The organism is Psychrobacter sp. Sarcosine-02u-2 (genome assembly GCF_002836335.1).
GTDB lineage: Bacteria > Pseudomonadota > Gammaproteobacteria > Pseudomonadales > Moraxellaceae > Psychrobacter > Psychrobacter faecalis.
Genome location: NZ_PJBX01000171.1, coordinates 1 through 19,652 on the forward strand (window position 1 = coordinate 1; position 19,652 = coordinate 19,652).

The following is a 19,652-nucleotide window of genomic DNA, read 5'->3' on the forward strand; positions in this document are numbered from 1 at the left end:
TGCTGCTTGTACTCAAGCATATCAATCATCATGCCCCAGCCTTGATCCAAAATGGATTTATTCAATCCTGACTTGGCTTTGACGTTGCGCCCATGCTGAGTAGCAGAGCCACTAGCAGATTTCGACATATTGGCTACTTTTAAGTCCTCACAAGCAATCATGGCGTGGTTTTTGCTGATTGTGGTGGTGATTTTATGCAAGTAGTCATGGCGGATGTTGGCAATATGATGGTGTAATTTTTGAATCTTACGGTTCTGCTTTTTCCAGTTTTGACTGAATAAGACTTTTCTACTTAATTGGCGCTGTAATGCGGCCAGTTTAATTTGATTGGCTTTAAAGCTGTTTTTGGGTTTGATGTGCTGACCGTCTGAGGTAGTAATCAGTTTAGTGACACCTAAATCAATACCTATGGCGCTTGTAGAGGGGTGAATTGGGTTTTGATCCAGTGCTCGCTCACACCCAAAAGACACGTACCAGTGCCCTAATTTCTTGCTAATAGTGATGTTTTTAATGGTGCCGATGATGTCTTGCGATTTTCTAAACTTCACAAAGCCAATACCGCTAGGTAGTTTGATGCGGTTGCCTTCAATACGGCAATACTTATCAAACTGAACAAGCCTGATTGAGTCGCAGCCATCGGATTTACGTTTAAATCTTGGCATCAGTTGTCGTAGTTGAATCTCTGTGCCATCGCTTAGCTTAAAGAACTTGGGTTTACGAGGTTTCTTTTTATTTTCTTTGAGCCTGGCATGAACTTTAGGATCAAAAAAACGTGACCAAGCAGAGGCGAGATCACGTACTTTTTGTTGTAAGGACACGGCATTGGCATGGGTTCTTAAGAAGTCAAAATCAGGATTGTTCTTTAGATCCATGATTTTATTAACCAAGTTGGTGGCATTAATAAATTCATTTTTGGCAAACATCTCAAATGAGATCGCTAGCATTTGATTCCAAACAAAGCGTGCAGAGCCGACAAGATTATTTAGAATAATCTGTTGCTCTGCATTAGGCTCAAGCCTAAATTTATACGCTTTGTTGATTTTCATTACCGCAACTAATTTTGTTTGATAGAATATAAATTCTAAAGATTATTTAGATTTCATACAGTAGCTAATTTGTATAAAAATATAATAAACACTAGGCGAAATTCACCTCCACCCTAATGTCGGGTGGAGTCCTCTTTCGCTTTTAGATAGGTGACGTCTACTCTATCACTGTAACGATAGGTACGTATCAGACGCAGCTCAACAATATCATTCATATCTTCGGTAAATTTACCAAAGGGCGCCGCTTGTCTGACCGACTGCTTGGCCGCCTCATCTAGTATCGTCGAGTTTGAGCTCTCAAGTAAACGAATCGCCTTAATATTCCCATCATTGCTGATAATCACCATCAAACGTACCTCGCCGGTGATACCTTGTGCGCGTGCTTGCGCAGGATATTGCAGATTCCCGACGCGCTCAACGTGCTCACGAAAAGTGTTGATATAATCGGCAGCGGCGCCGCGGGTGGTCGAGTTACTATCGACGGTCACGACTTTTGATTTGGTCGCATACAGCTGTTGCCGCTGTGACAGTTGCGCCTCTAAAGTCGCGATTTGCTTACGCAGACGCTCTTCTTGCGCCTTCATGTCATCTTGTTCTTGCTTGCTGTCATTATCAGACTCGACACTCGCTTGACGCCAGCTAAGCGTGGTACGTAGATAGCTTTCTTGATAGCGCTGCTGCCGAACTTGACGCTGCAGGTCAATCACATCTTGCGTCTCGCTCATTTGCTCGGCTGCCACCGGACTACTCTGGTCTGTTTCTTGGCGTATTTGCTCTTGCACCGTGCCGCCGCCTTGTTGCGACGCATTGGCAATAAACTGCGCATCTTCATTTGGCTGCATATTCTCGGTCAAAGCTTTTGCAACGTCCTGCATCATGCCAGCAGGGTCTTGCCCCAGCGAAAAACTAATGCCAAAAATAATCAGCACATGAACACTGACGGCTATCACCGCCGCCATCGGCAAACTGATATCGCGCTTGGGCGCTTGCGCTGAAAAATGATAGCTTTGCGAGTCTTTAATCGAAGTCACAGTGGGTCTCAGCTGATGAATATAGTAGATTCCATTTAGAAATGTTATAGGACTGCTGGAATAAATTTTGCGAAGCCTCTGGAGTGCGAAGCGCACAGCAAGCGAGGAAAATTTATTCTAGCAGAGCCCTATTTTAAACCAACCACTTTTATATTGAATTGGCTATATAAGGGCGGTCGATACAAGGCGTCATAAAAGCTCTTAGATAAACTAAGCACTCGTCGACCAATGCCGGCGCTATCATACCATGAGATAGAATTGCGTCGCTAGCACAAGCTTATACTGTCGCTACTCAATCAATCACTTATATGCAGGCTTGTTTATCAATTTATTCACTGCCAACTTTAAAAACCGCGTTTTTAGAGAAAACCTCACAAAGGTTTTATACATTTGAAAGTTTTCTACATTTGATAGTAGACAGCCAAACTGCCCAATGATACAAAACGTAGACGTCCATTTTGCCTACTGTCATTTTGATATATACTGTTTTATATACCCTTTTTGCGCCTGCCATTAAATAATGAATAATTATAAGGATAATAAGTTTGAGTAACTTTGAGCATATGGACAATATGGATAATTCAGACAGTTTTGAAGAGTTATTTGACAGTATCGCTGACCGTTTTGACGAGTCCTTTAGCGATGGCTGGGAGCGTCTTAGCCAAGCCGTCAAAACTATCTATGACAGAACCACGGATAAATTTGAGGAAGAGCTGTCCTTGCCGGTTGCCCAAATTTACGTCAACGATGCGCTGCAAAAATTTGTCACCGATAACGTCAAAGCCATTTTAGAGCTGCGCGTTGAGATACATGACGACTGGTTCCGTTTATATTGTACTATTGATGTTGGCGGGATTTATGCAGAAGTAGCAAGTAATTTTAGCTTGGTTCATGTGCAGCTGGATCGCAACGTCCAGCGTTTTGTTTTTGGACAGCTGACTTATACCGATGTCCTTAATCTACGCTGCGAATCTTTTATCAAACGCCAAGGGCTTAAACTGTTTATTTGGTTTTATCATAGCGTGCTTAAAAAAGACCCGTTAGGTTTCATCTTGTCTTATATCAATATCGCCCGCGCCAAAGAAGAGATTATCTACCTTGATATCAATCGCTGGCTAAAAAAGAACAAAAAAATAATGAGCACCTTATATAAAGTGCAAGTCAATTATGGTGAGCTTGAAGAAGAACAATTGGTGCTTAAAACCCAAATCAATTATCGTGATTTGCTGGCCAGCAATGCCAATGAAGATATCATTAGCGATAAGGATGAGCCTGAATTGATACAAGGGCCTATCAATCCGATTGCTGACGCCACGGAGCCAAGTTTAGAACCTTCTTTATAAGCCTATTTTTATGAATACCTTAAAAGTTCCCTAGACGCTGCCGATAAAAAAGCACTGCCCCTTAAAGACAGGGTTTTTAAGGGGCAGTGCTTTTTAGTGAATAACCCCAGTTCGGGATAAGTGATTCATTAAGCTGCTGATAGTATTGATATTTTCTATTACTCTTGAAGACCAGCTAAGTCTTTGAAGACAGGCTTCTCTATAAACTACTGTCAAAAGCATGACTTTATAAGGTCAGATAATAATTATACAAATAGTATCAACAACTTAAGCACTGGCTTATCCCGAACTGGGGTTGAATACTGTCTATACTAATTTGCAATCATATCACTACCAATAGTTTTCTACCGCGATATTGCCCTCGCCGCGGCGATTCATCACCAAGCCTAAGCTCTTTAACGTTTCCTTGGTATCTTCGACCATTTCTGGGTTGCCGCATAGCATCACGTGCGTGCTATCAACGTCCAAATCAATGCCAGCGCGCGCTTGCAACGTGCCATCTAATAAGAGTTTTGGCAAGCGCTCAGTTAATGCGCCCTCGACAGGCTCGCGAGTAACGATAGGAATAAAGATAAGATTGGCTGGATTGTCCACCAACGAGCCAAAATCTTCTTGTAAGCTTTCAATCTTCTTAATATAAGCAAGCTCTTCTGTCGAGCGTGCGCTATAAGCCAAGACGATATGCTCGTAGTCTTCCCAGGTTTTTAAGTCCTGCAGCATCGATAAAAAAGGCGCTAAACCTGTTCCAGTTGCCAGTAACCATAAGTCTTTTGGCAGCGGTTTTTGATAACGCGCTAAAGTTAAAAAGCCAAAAGGCATGGTGTTTAATAATAGCTCATCGCCGACTTCTAGGTGTTGTAGCTGCGAGGTAAAGGCGCCATCAGGGATAACAATAGAGAAGAATTCTAATACCTCATCAAAGGGTGACGATACAATAGAATACGCGCGGAAGATATCCTCATCCAATGTTTCGTTCAGGTCTTCGTCTTCTTCAGCATCAGCTACTTTACTCAATTGCTTATAGTAGTTTAATTGACTGGGATTAACGCCCAAACGCACAAATTGCCCTGCGGTAAATTTAAAACTAACAGGACGACTGACGGTAAAGCTAAAGAGATTGGGCGTCCACGTGGTTTTACTGAGCACCGTTACTTTTTGAATATTGTCACTCATAATAATGATTCACCCTCGTTTTTTATGATTTATGATTGCTTATGGTTATTGATAATCGCTTATGGTTATAGATGGCTATGTTTTTGACTTTTTAAAGGCTCTAAAACAAAAGATGCGCCAAGCTTATCATAAAGCTAGCGCATCTTGGTTTTCTAACCGTCATTATCAATAAGCAGCGGTTATCAATATCGAAAACCCCTGCTCATATGCTCATATTTTATGCCTACCAAATACGAGCCAAACTTGCCCATTCAATCATACTATTCGGCAATATACCAAAGAAGAGAATGATAGCGGTGACGGCGATGACCATGATACCGCCCGTACGCAAACCCCACTGCTTTGAGACGTCAAATTCAATAAATTGTTTCGGACGTTTAAATAGCGTGAGCATGACGCGCAAGTAATAAAACAGACCAATGGCACTACCCAAGATAATCATGCCAGCCAAGAACCAGTTGGTACCTTGAACGGCGGCAAGAATCGCAAATAGCTTAGTGATAAAGCCTGCGGTTAATGGAATACCTGCCAATGACAACATCATAATGGTCATAACCGCGGTCAATACCGGACGACGCCAGAACAGCCCTTGATAATGGGTCAATTCATCTGCTTCACCCGCCAAGCGATACGGGCTCGACATCAAAGTAACAACACCAAAGGCACCGATAGAGGTAAAGGCATAAATTGCCATATACATGCTTGAGATACTATCAGCGGCTGAGCCAATGCTGACAATCACGATAAGCACATAACCCATATGAGCGATCGACGAATAACCAAGCAGGCGCTTAAGGCTGGTCTGACGTACCGCTAATAAGTTACCCACTAGTATCGATAAGGTTGCCATGACCATTAATAGCATCTGTACTGATGGCAGCGCCAATAGCGACGTATCAATTAAGAAGCGGACGGCAAGCGCCATCATCGCCACTTTGGTGACCGATGCCAAATAAGTAGCGACAGGTGCTGGTGCGCCTTCGTACACATCTGGCGTCCATATGTGAAATGGCGCAGCCGACAGTTTAAAAGCAATACCAAACATCATCATCGCCGTACCGACGATTAATAGTGGCGACTCAAAGAGATCGACCAACGTCATACTGATAGGCTTAAAAGCAAGCGAACCCACTTCTGCATAAATAAACGCCATCCCCATCAGCAGCGTTGCTGATGCCGTGGCTGAGAGCACCAAATACTTTAGCCCCGACTCAAGCGAGCGCTTACGCATATAGGTATAAGCCAGCATGCCGTATAACGGAATCGATAGCATCTCAAGGCTCATAAAGAATGAGGCTAAATGCTGGGCGCTGACCATGAGGAGCGCACCGACAGTCGATAGCAGCATGAGCAAATACAGCTCTTCTTTATGATCATCTAAATCGGCTAGATAGGCATAAGACAGCGTAAAACAGGCCAAAGCACAGATTAAGATAACCACCATATTAAACTGGGCAAAGTTATCAATCACAAACAACTGCTCAGCTGTTGGCACAAGCGTACCGCTATCAATAATGCCAGCCATTTGCCCAAGCAAGGCAAACAGACCTATGTTTAAACCAACCACCGAAATGGTACCGATCACCATATGTGAGCGCTTAATAGTAATGGCAATCATCACCACCAATACAGTCAACACTACCGCAATGATTGGCGCATAAGGCATCAGCCCCATCAAATCATTCATCGTAAATTCATTCATGACTTAACGTGCCTCCATTGCATCAAGCAGCTGCGATGCATCTACTTGTGTCACTTGACTGTACATATATGCGTTATTAATCCACTGCATGGCGTGACTTGAAGTATCAAGGAACGGCTGTGGATACAGACCGAGCCAGACCAAACCTGCTGCGAGCATCAGTAATAACGACAGCTCGCGCTTACCCAAGTCTTTTAATGGACGGGAAGGCAAACCATGGGTTTCGGTTTCTCGTAAAGCCACTTCTTTAATATTATTGCTACCGAACATGGCACGGTGAATCAAGATAAGCGAGTATAAACCTGCCAATACCAAGCTAAATGTCGCAAATACCACAAACACTGGATAATCAGCAAAGGCGCCAAATAAAATCAAGAATTCGCCGATGAAGTTACCTGTACCCGGAATACCAAGTAAAGCGGCACAAAAGAACATCAGAATCGGCGCATAATAACGGAACTGACCCCACATACCGCCCATCAAGGTCAAATCGCGCGTATGCAAGCGCTCGTATAACTGCCCTGCCATAATAAACAGTGCCGCCGAGCTTAAACCGTGCGCCAGCATTTGAATCATCAAACCTTGCAAGCTGATTAGGGTACCCGCGTAAATGGCCAAGACCACAAAACCCATATGCGAGATACTGGTATAAGCCAGTAAACGCTTCATATCAGTTTGCATAAAGGCCAGCCATGCCCCATAAAAGATACCTATGGTACCCAAGGTTATGGCAATCGGCGCAAAATCTTGTGACGCTGCTGGGAATAACGGTATGACAAAACGAATCAAACCATAAGCAGCAGTTTTAATCAAAACCCCTGCCAGATCCACCGAACCTGCGGTTGGCGCCTGCGCATGGGCGTCAGGTAGCCAGCCATGAAAAGGGAAAATCGGTAACTTAACGGCAAAACCAATAAAGAAGCACAGCATGATCGGATATTCCCAGCCACCAAGTGAGGTGCCGAGTAAGTCATTATAATTAAAGCTGACCACGCCTTTTTGCGCATAGCTGATAATGACCAATATCAAAATACCGACCAGCATGATAAGACCCGAGGCTTGGGTATAAATAAAGAATTTAGTTGCTGCGTATTCTTTGGTCTTGCCGCCAACCACATCATGACCCCAAATAGCGATCAAGAAGTAGATAGGAACCAGCATCATCTCCCAAAAGAAGAAGAATAAGAACAGGTCAATGGCTAAGAAAACGCCAATAACGCCGCCCAAGCTCCATAAAAGGTTAAGATGGAAGAAACCAACGCGGCGTTGAATCTCATTCCACGAACAGGCAACCGCCGCAATACCGAGCAGGCCTGTTAAACCAACCATCAGCAGCGATAAACCATCTAGCGCTAAATGAAAGCTGATACCAAAGCTTGGTATCCATGGCACCATGAATTCTGCGACCCATGGCACGTTTGCCTGAGGCGCAATCACCTGCTTACTCATGCCGCTATAATCACCGTATTGCCACAATACCAGTGACAAGGCAAAGGTCAACGTCATACCGATTAGAGCAATCCAGCGCGGCAGACGTTTATTAAAGCGTTCGACCAACCAACAGAGCAACCCTGCAATAAAAGGAATTGCGATTAATGCTGGTAGCATCCACGTTTGTTGTAACTCTATCATCTTATACCACCGTCATCATTACCAGCACCAACAGCACAGCCACACCCAAGCCAAAGCTTGCAGCGTAACCTCGAAGTGACCCTGTTTGCGTCGCAGACAATACCTTATTACCAGCGGATGCCAGTTTCGGTAAAATAAGCCACGTTTTATCGATAGGGTCGGCTTTAAATAAGCGGCCGATGAACAAAAAGGGTTTTACAAAAACTATATCGTATAGCGCATCAAAGCCCATACCGTGATAGCACCAATGATATAACGCTGCGCCTATAGAGGTGTGCTTAAAGCGGGTTAGCATGCGACCTTTATCGGCGACATATAACAGTGCTGCGAGAATTAAGCCTGCAAGCATAGCGCCCATGGCGATATATTCCGCCGTATGTTTTTCATGCGCTTGACCAGCTACTTCTAATAAATGCCCAACGCTTTCTGGCAAGACGCCTTGTAATGGCGGCGTAATCCACGCACCAACGGCAGTTGATAATACCAGTAGCACCGTCAATGGCAGCCAATATGACACACCAGATAGTTTATGCGCAGGGGTTTTCTCTTTACCAAAGAAGATAATCCAAATCATACGGAAGGTATAAAGCGCAGTTAAGAAGGCACCGAATACACCCATATAAAATAGAACTTGGTGACCGGTTGCATAGCTCTCCCATAGAATTGCTTCTTTAGAATAGAAACCAACGGTGACCCAAGGGATTGCTGCAAGCGCACCGCCACCGACGATATAGCACCAAAATACTAGCGGTATCTTTTTGCGTAAACCGCCCATCTTAAAGATGTTTTGTTCATGATGTACCGCAAGTATGACCGCACCTGATGATAAAAATAGCAAGGCTTTAAAGAAAGCATGCGTCATCAAGTGGAAAATAGCTCCTTGCCATGCCCCAACGCCGAGTGCCAAGAACATATAGCCGATTTGGCTCATGGTCGAATAAGCAAGGATACGTTTAATATCGGTTTGTGCCAGCGCACAAAATCCAGCAACGACTAGCGTCAAGGCGCCCACTGCCCCAACCCAGTACAAGAGTACGCCCGGGGTAAGGAGAAATAACGGATGTAGACGCGCAATCAGATAAACACCGGCGGTCACCATGGTCGCAGCGTGAATCAAAGCCGATACAGGCGTTGGACCTGCCATTGCATCAGCAAGCCACGTATGTAGTGGCAGCTGCGCTGATTTACCCATCGCCCCACCAACGAGCATAATAGTGGTCAAAATCATCGTTGGATTATTGATATCAAAGATTTCTGGCGCGCGGGTGATAATCTCTTGAATATGCAGGGTGCCAAATTCGCGGAATAATAAAAACAAACCAAAGGCCAAAAACACATCACCAACACGAGTGACGGTAAAGGCTTTCATCGCTGCCCGACCATTGGCGCGGTCTTGATAATAAAAACCAATCAAAAGGTACGAGCAAATACCGACGCCTTCCCAGCCAAGATAAAGTAAGAACAAGTTATCGGCCAATACCAGCAACAACATGCTGGCGACGAATAAGTTCATATAGCTAAAAAAGCGCGCAAAGCCTGTTTCACCTTTCATATACCAGGCGGCAAACAGATGAATCAAAAAGCCGATACCGGTAATCACACCCGTCATCGTCAATGCCAAGCCATCAAAGCTTAAGCCAAAACTTGGTGCAAAATCGCCAACTTGAAACCACGTCCATAGCGGAATCTCGATGACTGTACCGGCAGGATTACTGGTCAAAAAGGTGTAGCTAACTACCAGCGTGCATAGCGCTGATAGCAGCATGCTACCGACACCAACAATCGCTGCCACCTGCTCGCTTAATTTGTCGCGCATAAAGGCTAAAATCAAAAAGCCAACGAGCGGGAATATAAAGGTTAATGGTAATAAACTCATGACATCATCCTTTCATCTCATTGGCGCTATCGACATCGAGATGCCCACGCTGATGGTAAAACCGCAATAATATTGCCAAACCAATGGCCGCCTCTGCTGCTGCTAGTGTCAAAATAAAGATAAACATAATCTGTCCATCTGGATCGACCCAGCGGCTACCGGCGACCACAAATGCCAAAGCCGTCGCATTCATCATGATTTCAAGGCTCATTAGCATAAATAAGAGATTACGCCGTACCATGACACCGCACAGACCGATTGCAAATAATATACCGGCCAAAATCAATCCATGGCTCATGGGTATCATACCCAGTACATTTTGCGCCTCAGTAGCAGGCTGCATAAAGCCTGCGACCTCGTGGGCAAACGGCACATTTACAACCTCCTGTGCCACGCTCGCTGCTAGTACCATCAGTCTGACTCCTTGCGCGTGACTTGTTGTATATCCGCCTGCTTACCGACATTCATACCGACATAGTCAAGCGGATCAACCTCTTTATATTCGTATGGTTCAGCTCTGTTTAGCGCATCAGTATCGATCGGCATGCCATTATCATCGTAATGTTTGATACTAGCCACATTTGGATTAGAGGCCTGGCTTGCTTTGTTATTATGTCCTTTATCATAGCCTTTAGCGTCGTGACCGATAATCTCATCATCACTAGACTCTTTACCCAAATGATAAGCGGCAACCAACGCCGCTAATAATAGCAATGCTGCCACTTCGACCAACATAACGTATTTGGTAAACAATACCGTACCGACCGCTTTAGCTGAGATCGTCGTACCACCAATCATTGCCGTATCGGTATGGTTAAGACCTATCAACGCATACAGCACAACCGCGATGATAATCGTAAGCCCCGTCGGTACCGCCCAAGTACCCGCATCAAGCCAGCGCTCTTCACGCTCATCATTACTCATGCCAAGATTTAGCATCATAATAACGAATACGAACAGCACCATAATGGCACCGGCATAAACAACAATTTCAAGCGCACCAGCAAACGGCGCACCTAAGACAAAGAAAATACCTGAGATGGCCAATAACGACACAATCATCGATAAAATAGCATGCACTGGATTGGCGAGGGTTACCACGCGCAAGCTGGCAAATATTGCCACCGCTGCCAGCGCATAAAACCCTGCCAATTCAGGACTATTTAAAATATTCATCATGGTAGCAAGCTCCTTAGATCAATCGGTGCCGCTTCATTTTGCGCCGCGCCTTTTGGTTTATCTGCTACCGCCATACCCGTCACGCGATAATAGTTATAATCGGGATATTTACCCGGTCCTGAAATCAGCAAATGCTCTTTTTCATAAACCAAGTCTTGACGGACATATTCACCCATCTCAAAATCAGGTGTCATCTGAATAGCCGTCGTCGGACAAGCTTCTTCACACAAACCACAAAAGATACAACGTGAAAAGTTAATGCGGAAAAATTCTGGATACCAGCGACCATCTTCACGCTCTGCTTTTTGCAAAGAGATACAGGCGACCGGACAAGCCACGGCACATAAGTTACAAGCCACGCAGCGCTCATCACCATCAGGGTCACGCGTCAGCACAATACGGCCACGAAAGCGTGGCGGTACTGGCACCGGCTCTTCTGGATAAAGAATAGTGTCGCGCGGCCTGATTGCATGACTATTGACCATCCACATACTGCGGACAATGGTAAACATACCAATGACGGTCTTTTTTATCGTAGTAAACATGGGATTATTATCCTTATCAGCTTTACCCTAGTTCATCAGTGATGGCTACTAGTAATGACTATAACGTTGGGGAGAAAATCAAAATCACTGCGGCAGTTACCAAGAGATTAATCAAAGTTACCGGCAGGCAGATTTTCCAGCCAAAGTTCATCACCTGATCATAGCGCGGACGCATGAGTGAGCCTCGAGCCAAAATAAACATGGTCATAAAGAATAGCGTTTTAATCATGAACCAAAAAGCTGGTGGAATAAAAGGAATATCTAAATTAAACGGCGCAAGCCAACCGCCAAAAAACAAACAGGTCATCAATGCCGAAATCAGTACGACGTTGACATACTCGCCAATAAAAAACATACCAAACTTCATGCCAGAATATTCGACATGATACCCTTCAGCAAGCTCTTGCTCGGCTTCTGGCTGATCAAACGGATGTCTATGGGTGACAGCAACACCAGCGACCACAAAAGTTAAAAAGCCAAAAAATTGCGGAATGATATACCAGCCGTCAATTTGCGATTCAACAATTTCACGTAGGTTAAATGAGCCCGTTAGCGCAACCACACCCATCAATGACAAGCCTAAGAAAACTTCATAACTGATGGTTTGTGCTGCTGAACGTAAGCCGCCGAGTAGTGAGAACTTATTGGCAGACGCCCAACCACCGAACATCACCGCATAAACTGCAATACCTGCCATGGCAAAGAAAAACAAAATACCGATATCCCAATCAGCTACCCCGAGGGTTGGCGAGACAGGAATAATGGCAAAGGATGCCAAGGCGGTAAACATGGCAACTGCTGGCGCCAAGGTAAACATAAACTTATCGGTAAAGTTTGGCGTCCAATCTTCTTTAAAGAAGATTTTGAGCATATCGGCAACCAGTTGCAATGAGCCAAACGGACCGACACGGTTCGGACCATAACGGTCTTGCCAAAGCGCTAGCATGCGGCGCTCATAAACAATCATCAACGCTGCCACGATAACGACCACCAAAAAGATAACCAACGCCTGCACGACCATAAAAAGTATCGACCAGGTATCAAAAGTCATCATACCAGCCAAAAAGCTTGGCACATCAGGGATAATACGGGTAACTTGCAAATTACACCTCCTGTGTGGTGGTCGGCGCACTGTTTATTGGCGTGGCGCGATTATTGTTATTGGCTGTTGTAGCATTATCAGTTGCCATACTGCCCATCATCGTCACTGGCGCATCGACTTTGCGTACTGACGCTGGCATGGACGGATGGATAATACTCACTTGCCCAACCGGATAGCCGATACAGCCTTCTGCTAAGTAATCAACGAACTCAACAGGTAAGGTGATTTGCTGTTTATCAATCTCAATCGCTAGATAATCACCCGCTGCAAGACCCCATGCTTTGGCATCATCGATACCGACGCGCCATGTAGCGAGCGGCAATTGCTCAGCAACCACTGTGCTACGCGAGGCCATCATCGAGCTGGCATACAGATTATAAACCGGTACCAGTTTGGCTTGTCCTTGCTGCATATCTGTCGTCGTTGCCGAGGTAGCTTCTGGTGCAACGTATTGACGCGTGGCAAGACGCTCTAAGCGATCAAATAAACGGACGCCCGGATCGCCATTTCTCAGGCTACCACCAACTTTGTCTTGGTATTTATTCCACGCTTGCGGTGAGTTCCAACCGGCCGCACTGGCAAAAGGAATCATCGAGCTTGGCGTCTGCTTACCGCTATAACCTTCCATTGAGAAGGTTAAGCCGGTATCCAAATCTTTTGGTTGCATCGGCTCATGCACAGATACGGGCGCACGCATCGAGGTACGACCTGAGTAGCGACGCGGCTGACGGGCAATTTTTAGACCAGTCATGCGGTAATCAGCGTCAGGAGCGGCGTCTTTAATACCCGCAAGCTTAGGATGGGTAGCGATTAGAGCATTGATAACGTCATCAAGCAGCGTCCAATCGACATCACGACCTTCTAAGCTGCTATGGACTGCATGCAACCAGCGCCAGCCTTCTTTGATACTGCTCATTGGATGATAGTATTCGTTATCATAAACTTGGAAGAAGCGCTGTGCACGACCTTCAGCAGAGATAAGCGTACCATCTGCTTCTGCGAAGCTTGCGGCTGGCAAGACGATATCGACGTCTTTATGCCAATCAAGCAATTGATGGTCAAGGGCAATAACGGTTTTATCCGCCAATAGCTGGGTTAACTTATGCGCATCAATGGCATCGGTTAATTGGTTTTCGGCCACGATGACCACATCAAAATCGGTCGCTAATAACTCTTCAACCGATTGACCACCAAGCATACAAACGCCAATACTATTGGCATCGGGAACCGCCAAATAAATACCCGCTTGCGCGTGATAGTTTTTATTAACCTCTTTGAGCTCAAGCTTGGTTGCAGGCTCGCGCTCGACATCGTCTTGCGCTTCGGTATCAACGCCAGTCTCTGGTTTATTTGGTTTAGCAGATAAGTCTTTGTCTTCGCTTTGCTGCGCCGTTGCTGCTTGTGCTTCAGCAGCTTCGACCTTAGCGTTATGCGCTTCGACCTGCTGCTGCTCAGCGGCTTTAATCGCCGCACGCTTTTGGGTCAGCGCTTGGGTGATTTGCGCCGCTGCTTCTATCAAAGCAATCGATGATAAACTAGTTCCCGAGACCACCAACGGCTTATCAGCTTGAATTAAGTCATAAGCAATTTGCTGGGCTAGCGCTTGCATTGGATCAGACGCTTCATCAGCATCTTGTTGGGCACGTTGCGCGTCTGCTATCTGGGCTAAATCATCTACAAGATTGGCAATCGCATCGGCGACTTTAAAACCAAGTTTAGTAATATCTTCTGGTGTCGCAACGACGCTAACTTTACTAATATCTTCTAGCTTGGTTTGGATAACATCGATGATATAGACCGGACTTTGCACGCCTTGACCAATACGTTTGACGGGCTCAGCCAGCCAAGATTGGGTTTTGGTCGCTGCTGCCATTTTGATGGCTTCGTTTTTCGCCGCTTGACGAATCGATAGCGCCACACGCGATGAGGTTTGGGTAATATCTTCACCCAATACCAATACCGCGTCATGGCTTTCGATATCAGCCATACCGGGGTTATAAATACCTTCAGTGCTTAATACTTCAATACATTTATTGACCAGTGCTTGCTGCTGATGGTTTAGACCGGTTGAAAAGCTATCAAAGCCAACCATGTTTTTTAGCGCAAAGTTAGTCTCAAGACTGGCACGTGGTGAGCCAATACCGATAACTTTTTTGTCTTTGATACGTTTGATGGTTTCATCAAGCGCATAATCGATATTGATTTTGACATGCTTATCATTGATACGCTCAAGCGCCTGCGTTGGGCGGTCTGCGCGATTGACATAACCGTAACCAAAGCGACCACGGTCACATAAGAAGTAACGATTTACTTCACCGTTATAACGGTTTTCAATACGGCGCAATTCGCCATAACGCTCGCCCGCTGAGATGTTACAGCCCGCTGAGCAGCCATGACAAATGCTTGGCGCGTATTGCATGTCCCATTTACGGTTATAGCGCTCAGAGTGGGTTTTATCGGTAAATACACCCGTTGGGCAGACTTCGGTTAGGTTACCTGAGAACTCGCTTTCGAACTGACCGTCTTTATCACGGCCAAAATACACGCGTTCATTTGAGCCATAGACGCCCAAATCTTCGCCGCCCGCGTAGTCTTTATAAAAACGGACGCAGCGATAACAAGCAATACAGCGGTTCATTTCATGCGCAATAAACGGTCCAAGCTCTTGATTGTGATGGGTACGCTTGGTAAAGCGATAGCGACGACGGCTATGACCTGACATATAGGTCATGTCCTGCAAATGACAATGTCCGCCCTCTTCACAAGTTGGACAGTCGTGCGGATGGTTGACCATCAACAGCTCAACCATCGACTTACGAAAGGCTTTGGCTTCATCGTCGGTGACCGAGATGTACATATCATCGCTAGGGGCGACCATACAGGACATCACCAAGCGCCCGCGACCCGCTTCCATATCTTCTTTATTTTGATACTGCTTAACCGCGCATTGACGACAAGCACCCGCTGAGCCAAGGGCTGGGTGATAACAAAAATACGGCACATCAATGCCAAGTGACAAACAGGCTTGGAGCAAGTTGTCGCTGCTATCTACTTCGACAGTGGTTCCATCAATATGTATGACTGCCATGCCGCTCTCCTTATTTCACTTCTGGCTGTTGATGAGCTGCAGCCTCAATGACATCTTCGCCAACCGCCTGCGCAATTTTTTGATCAAACTCAGGACGGAAATATTTAATTGCACTCATCAGTGGCTCCATCGCACCCGGCGCATGGGCGCAGAAGGTTTTACCGATCCACAAGTCACGGGTTAAGCCTTCTAATTTCTCAACGTCACCGATTTGACCTTGACCATCATTAATAGCGGTCAATATTTTCACGCCCCACGGTAGACCATCACGGCATGGTGTACACCAACCGCACGACTCACGCTGGAAGAAAATCTCAAGGTTGCGCAGTAATGGCACCATGTCTTGTTCTTCATCGACGACCATAATCAGTCCAGTACCCATACGGCTACCAGCTTTTTGAATGGTGTCAAAATCGACAACGGTATCTAAATGCTCAGCGGTTAAAAAGTCGGTTGATGCGCCGCCCGGCAACCATGCTTTAAGCTTTTTACCTTCCTGCATACCGCCAGCAAAATCTTCGATAATCTCACGTGCTGTATAACCAAATGGTAGCTCCCATAGTCCTGGGTCATTGACCAAACCTGAACAACCAAATAGCTTAGTACCTGGGGTTTCGACCACGCCTTTAGCTTTTGGTAAGTCTTGATACCATTTACTGCCGTGCAAAATAATCGCTGAAACGTTATGTAAAGTTTCAACGTTATTAACCACAGTCGGACGACCCCATGCTCCCGCCACTTGTGGAAATGGGGGCTTAGTACGGGGATTGGCACGGCGACCTTCTAGGGAGTTAATCAAAGCGGTTTCTTCGCCGCAAATATAACGACCAGCGCCGGTATGGACGTGCAAATCAAAGCTAAAATCTGAGCCTAAAATATTGTCGCCAACCAAGTTATTGGCACGCAATTCTTCGAGCGCTGCCGTTAAGCGCTCTGCTGCTAAAATATATTCACCGCGAATAAAGATATAACCGGCCGTTGCCCCAATCGCATAGGCAGAAATCAGCATACCTTCGATAAGTTGTAGCGGTAGACGCTCCATGAGCAAACGGTCTTTAAAAGTACCCGGTTCCATCTCATCAGCATTACAGACTAGGTAGCGTGGACCGCCATCGGGTGGCGCCATGAGCGACCATTTGATACCAGCTGGGAAACCTGCACCGCCGCGACCTTTGACCACTGCTTCTTTAATGGTATTTAGAGTATCGTCTGGTGATTGGTTTAAAGCCATTTTTAAGGCTTCAAAACCGCGTAGCGACTCATAAGTGGCTAAGTCCAATACCGCATCGTGATGGGCAAGGCGCCATGTTAGCGGTTTGGTTTCACTGGTAGCGGTTGCTTTATCGCCATAAACAGGAATGCGCTGGTCATTTAATTGGCTAGGCGCTTTGCCTTGACCGCGACGAGCAATCTGCTCTGAAATGGTTAAACTCATGCGTATAGCTCCAACAATTGGGCGACTTCAGTGGGCTGCACAGGACCATAGGTGTCTTCATTGATTAACACAGAAGGACCTTTGTCACAGTTGCCCAAACAGCAAATCGGCAATAGCGTAAAGCGGTTGTCAGCAGTGGTTTGACCATAGTCGATGCCCAGCTGCGCTTTTAATTCAGCCGCCAGCGCTTCGTAGCCCGTTAAATAACAAGCCACTGAATCACAAATAAGGATGACATTGCGACCGACCGGCTGACGATAAATACGGTTAAAGAAAGTTGCCACCCCATCCATGTCGGTCACAGGGATATTTAAAATATTAGCGATGGCATTAACTTGCGCATCATCGACCCAGCCGTTACGCTTTTGCACGATTTTTAGGGCATCTAAAGACGCTGCCCGCGGATGGGGATAATGATGCATAAACTCATGGATAGCCGCAATCTCTTCTGCGGTTAAGATACTTGCCACATCTACTTTTGGCATTTTATCGGAAACAATTCTCATAATCTTCTTCTTTCCTCACTCAGCCCACTGTTTATATAGTGCTTGGCGCAGCAACAGCGTTTTGGTGTGCCAGTCTGGCGATAACATATTAATAAAACTTGGCGTACTTTTAATATTTAACATCTAGCACTTAACGGTCACAATCGGCCATGACAATATCAATCGATGCCAAATACATAATGGCATCAGAGACCAACGAGCCATTAATCACCGATGGCATCTGTTGCAGGTGCGCAAATGTCGGCGTACGGATACGGGTACGATAGCTCATCGTCGCTTTATCTGAGGTGATGTAATAACTGTTTAGACCTTTGGTTGCTTCCACAATCGTGGCGCACTCACCCGCTGGCATCACAGGACCCCAAGAAACCGAGATAAAGTGATTAATCAAAGTCTCAATATCATTTAAGGTACGATCTTTCGGCGGTGGTACGGCCAATGGATGATCCGCCTTATAAGGACCTTGCGGCATATTATCCATACATTGACGGATGATACGTAGCGACTGGCGCATCTCTTCGATTTTTACCATACAGCGATCATAAGCATCGCCGTTATAACCAACTGGAATCTCAAAATCGTAGTTCTCGTAGCCCATATACGGACGCGCTTTACGTAAATCAAAATCCAAACCTGTGGCTCGCAAACCTGCGCCAGTGACGCCCCACGCCAATGCTTGCTTGGTATTGTACTGGGCAACGCCTTGGGTACGACCTTTTAACACACTATTTTGCAATGCTGCTTTTACGTATTCATCTAAACGTTTTGGCATCCAATCTAGGAACTCACGAACCAAACGCTGCCAACCACGCGGTAAGTCGTGTGCTGTACCGCCGATACGGAACCAAGCAGGATGCATACGGTAGCCAGTCACCGCTTCGATGACGTCATAAGCTTTTTGGCGATCGGTAAACATATAGAATACCGGCGTCATACCGCCAGCATCCTGAATAAAAGTACCGACAAACAGCAAGTTATTGGTAATACGGAAAAACTCACTCATCATCACACGGATGGTTTCAGCGCGCGGCGGCACCGTAATCCCAGCAAGCTTTTCAACCGACATGATATACGGTAGCTCGTTCATGACGCCGCCGAGGTAATCAATACGGTCGGTATAAGGAATATAAGAATGCCACGTTTGACGCTCAGCCATTTTTTCGGCGCCGCGATGGTGATAGCCGATATCAGGAATACAGTCGACAACTTCTTCACCGTCAAGCTGTAGCACTAAACGGAATGCACCATGAGCAGAGGGATGGTTAGGACCAATGTTCAAGAACATAAAGTCTTCATCACGACCCGAGCGTTTCATGCCCCATTCTTCAGGGACAAAACGCAGGTTTTCTTGCTCGTATTGTTGCTTGGCATTATTTAAGAAATACGGGGTAAATTCCGTCGCGCGCGCATGATATTCTTTACGCAGTGGATGACCTTCCCAATATTTAGGCAATAAGATACGCGTTAAATGTGGATGGCCACTGAAGACAATGCCGAACATGTCCCAGACTTCACGCTCATACCAGTTAGCATTTGGCCAAATTTTAGTCGCGCTTGGTACGTTGAGATCGTCCTCGCTTAGGGCGACTTTGATACGCACATCGCTATTACGCTCAAGCGACATCAAGTGGTAAAACACTGTAAAATCACTGTCTGGCAAACCTTGACGATGCTGACGCAAGCGCTCATCTATCGCGGATAAGTCAAAGAGCATAACGTAAGGTTTTGGCAATTTACGCAGGTATAATAAGACGTCTAATAAGTCGGCACGCGCCACCCACACCGTTGGAATCTCATCCACCGTGTGCTGTACGACAAACTTACCAGCATATTTTTCTTCCAGCTCTTTGATAACTGCTGGGACAGGTTTGATCTTATCCCTGTTGTTAGGATCTATGTTTTCAACTACCGTGACCATGAATGATGTCTTCCTTCATTAATCATAACCCAGCTATGTCAATCATAACCGAGCTGTGATAAGCGTACGCGCACTT

15 protein-coding genes are annotated in these 19,652 nt (G+C 45.8%); 1 reads left to right on the top strand and 14 read right to left on the bottom strand.

Going from position 1 to position 19,652, the window contains the following annotated elements:
- Together CXF58_RS09910 and CXF58_RS09915 are read right to left on the bottom strand one after the other, a co-directional pair.
- Positions 1-1,046, bottom strand: a 1,046-nt coding sequence (locus CXF58_RS09910) for an RNA-guided endonuclease InsQ/TnpB family protein (protein ID WP_102077390.1), incomplete at its 3' end; no start/stop codon positions are given.
- Between the two features lie 113 nt (positions 1,047-1,159).
- Positions 1,160-2,077, bottom strand: coding sequence for an energy transducer TonB (locus tag CXF58_RS09915; RefSeq protein WP_180952571.1), 918 nt, complete (start codon positions 2,075-2,077; stop codon positions 1,160-1,162).
- A gap of 563 nt (positions 2,078-2,640) precedes the next feature.
- On the opposite strand from CXF58_RS09915, the gene CXF58_RS09920 reads away from it, so the two are divergent.
- Positions 2,641-3,420, top strand: a complete 780-nt coding sequence (locus CXF58_RS09920; RefSeq protein WP_102077417.1) for a hypothetical protein — start codon at positions 2,641-2,643, stop codon at positions 3,418-3,420.
- A 330-nt stretch (positions 3,421-3,750) separates the two neighbouring features.
- Here CXF58_RS09920 and CXF58_RS09925 read toward each other — a convergent pair whose 3' ends face one another.
- The 12 genes from CXF58_RS09925 to nuoC form a co-directional block, all read right to left on the bottom strand.
- Positions 3,751-4,593, bottom strand: a complete 843-nt coding sequence (locus CXF58_RS09925; RefSeq protein WP_102077391.1) for a ferredoxin--NADP reductase — start codon at positions 4,591-4,593, stop codon at positions 3,751-3,753.
- A 223-nt stretch (positions 4,594-4,816) separates the two neighbouring features.
- Entirely contained in the window at positions 4,817-6,295 is a 1,479-nt protein-coding gene (locus CXF58_RS09930) for an NADH-quinone oxidoreductase subunit N (RefSeq protein ID WP_102077392.1), read from the bottom strand.
- 3 nt (positions 6,296-6,298) lie between these two features.
- A complete protein-coding gene (nuoM, locus tag CXF58_RS09935; protein ID WP_102077393.1) occupies positions 6,299-7,927 on the bottom strand; it encodes an NADH-quinone oxidoreductase subunit M in 1,629 nt (542 codons plus the stop codon).
- A gap of 1 nt (position 7,928) precedes the next feature.
- A complete protein-coding gene (gene nuoL, locus CXF58_RS09940; protein WP_102077394.1) occupies positions 7,929-9,803 on the bottom strand; it encodes an NADH-quinone oxidoreductase subunit L in 1,875 nt (624 codons plus the stop codon).
- A 4-nt stretch (positions 9,804-9,807) separates the two neighbouring features.
- On the bottom strand, positions 9,808-10,116 hold the full coding sequence (nuoK, locus tag CXF58_RS09945) for an NADH-quinone oxidoreductase subunit NuoK (protein WP_102077418.1): 309 nt from the start codon (positions 10,114-10,116) through the stop codon (positions 9,808-9,810).
- Between the two features lie 98 nt (positions 10,117-10,214).
- Positions 10,215-10,982 (bottom strand): NADH-quinone oxidoreductase subunit J, encoded by a 768-nt coding sequence (gene nuoJ / locus CXF58_RS09950; RefSeq protein ID WP_102077395.1) that lies wholly within the window; start codon positions 10,980-10,982, stop codon positions 10,215-10,217.
- The gene (gene nuoI / locus CXF58_RS09955) at positions 10,979-11,527 is read right to left on the bottom strand and encodes an NADH-quinone oxidoreductase subunit NuoI (RefSeq protein WP_068406521.1); all 549 of its coding nucleotides are present in this window, start codon (positions 11,525-11,527) and stop codon (positions 10,979-10,981) included. The genes nuoJ and nuoI overlap by 4 nt, the downstream gene beginning before the upstream one ends.
- Before the next feature lie 58 nt (positions 11,528-11,585).
- Positions 11,586-12,581: an NADH-quinone oxidoreductase subunit NuoH gene (gene nuoH / locus CXF58_RS09960; protein WP_102077419.1), complete on the bottom strand. Its 996-nt coding sequence runs from the start codon at positions 12,579-12,581 to the stop codon at positions 11,586-11,588.
- Between the two features lie 49 nt (positions 12,582-12,630).
- The gene (nuoG, locus tag CXF58_RS09965) at positions 12,631-15,717 is read right to left on the bottom strand and encodes an NADH-quinone oxidoreductase subunit NuoG (protein ID WP_102077396.1); all 3,087 of its coding nucleotides are present in this window, start codon (positions 15,715-15,717) and stop codon (positions 12,631-12,633) included.
- A 10-nt stretch (positions 15,718-15,727) separates the two neighbouring features.
- A complete protein-coding gene (nuoF, locus tag CXF58_RS09970) occupies positions 15,728-17,152 on the bottom strand; it encodes an NADH-quinone oxidoreductase subunit NuoF (RefSeq protein WP_102077397.1) in 1,425 nt (474 codons plus the stop codon).
- Complete coding sequence (gene nuoE, locus CXF58_RS09975; protein ID WP_068406529.1) at positions 17,149-17,658, bottom strand: NADH-quinone oxidoreductase subunit NuoE; 510 nt, start codon at positions 17,656-17,658, stop codon at positions 17,149-17,151. Before nuoE ends, nuoF begins: the two co-directional genes overlap by 4 nt.
- 130 nt (positions 17,659-17,788) lie before the next feature.
- Positions 17,789-19,576, bottom strand: a complete 1,788-nt coding sequence (gene nuoC, locus CXF58_RS09980; protein ID WP_102077398.1) for an NADH-quinone oxidoreductase subunit C/D — start codon at positions 19,574-19,576, stop codon at positions 17,789-17,791.
- Positions 19,577-19,652: the final 76 nt, after the last annotated feature.

What these genes read in the sequence shown, in the direction of transcription:
- CXF58_RS09925 (WP_102077391.1), bottom strand. Translation starts at nt 4,593, where the DNA reads ATGAGTGACAATATTCAAAAAGTAACGGTGCTCAGTAAAACCACGTGG.
- nuoI (WP_068406521.1), bottom strand. Translation starts at nt 11,527, where the DNA reads ATGTTTACTACGATAAAAAAGACCGTCATTGGTATGTTTACCATTGTC.
- nuoJ (WP_102077395.1), bottom strand. Translation starts at nt 10,982, where the DNA reads ATGATGAATATTTTAAATAGTCCTGAATTGGCAGGGTTTTATGCGCTG.
- nuoE (WP_068406529.1), bottom strand. Translation starts at nt 17,658, where the DNA reads ATGAGAATTGTTTCCGATAAAATGCCAAAAGTAGATGTGGCAAGTATC.
- nuoH (WP_102077419.1), bottom strand. Translation starts at nt 12,581, where the DNA reads ATGATGACTTTTGATACCTGGTCGATACTTTTTATGGTCGTGCAGGCG.
- CXF58_RS09930 (WP_102077392.1), bottom strand. Translation starts at nt 6,295, where the DNA reads ATGAATGAATTTACGATGAATGATTTGATGGGGCTGATGCCTTATGCG.
- nuoM (WP_102077393.1), bottom strand. Translation starts at nt 7,927, where the DNA reads ATGATAGAGTTACAACAAACGTGGATGCTACCAGCATTAATCGCAATT.
- nuoF (WP_102077397.1), bottom strand. Translation starts at nt 17,152, where the DNA reads ATGAGTTTAACCATTTCAGAGCAGATTGCTCGTCGCGGTCAAGGCAAA.
- nuoC (WP_102077398.1), bottom strand. Translation starts at nt 19,576, where the DNA reads ATGGTCACGGTAGTTGAAAACATAGATCCTAACAACAGGGATAAGATC.
- CXF58_RS09920 (WP_102077417.1), top strand. Translation starts at nt 2,641, where the DNA reads ATGGACAATATGGATAATTCAGACAGTTTTGAAGAGTTATTTGACAGT.
- nuoL (WP_102077394.1), bottom strand. Translation starts at nt 9,803, where the DNA reads ATGAGTTTATTACCATTAACCTTTATATTCCCGCTCGTTGGCTTTTTG.
- nuoG (WP_102077396.1), bottom strand. Translation starts at nt 15,717, where the DNA reads ATGGCAGTCATACATATTGATGGAACCACTGTCGAAGTAGATAGCAGC.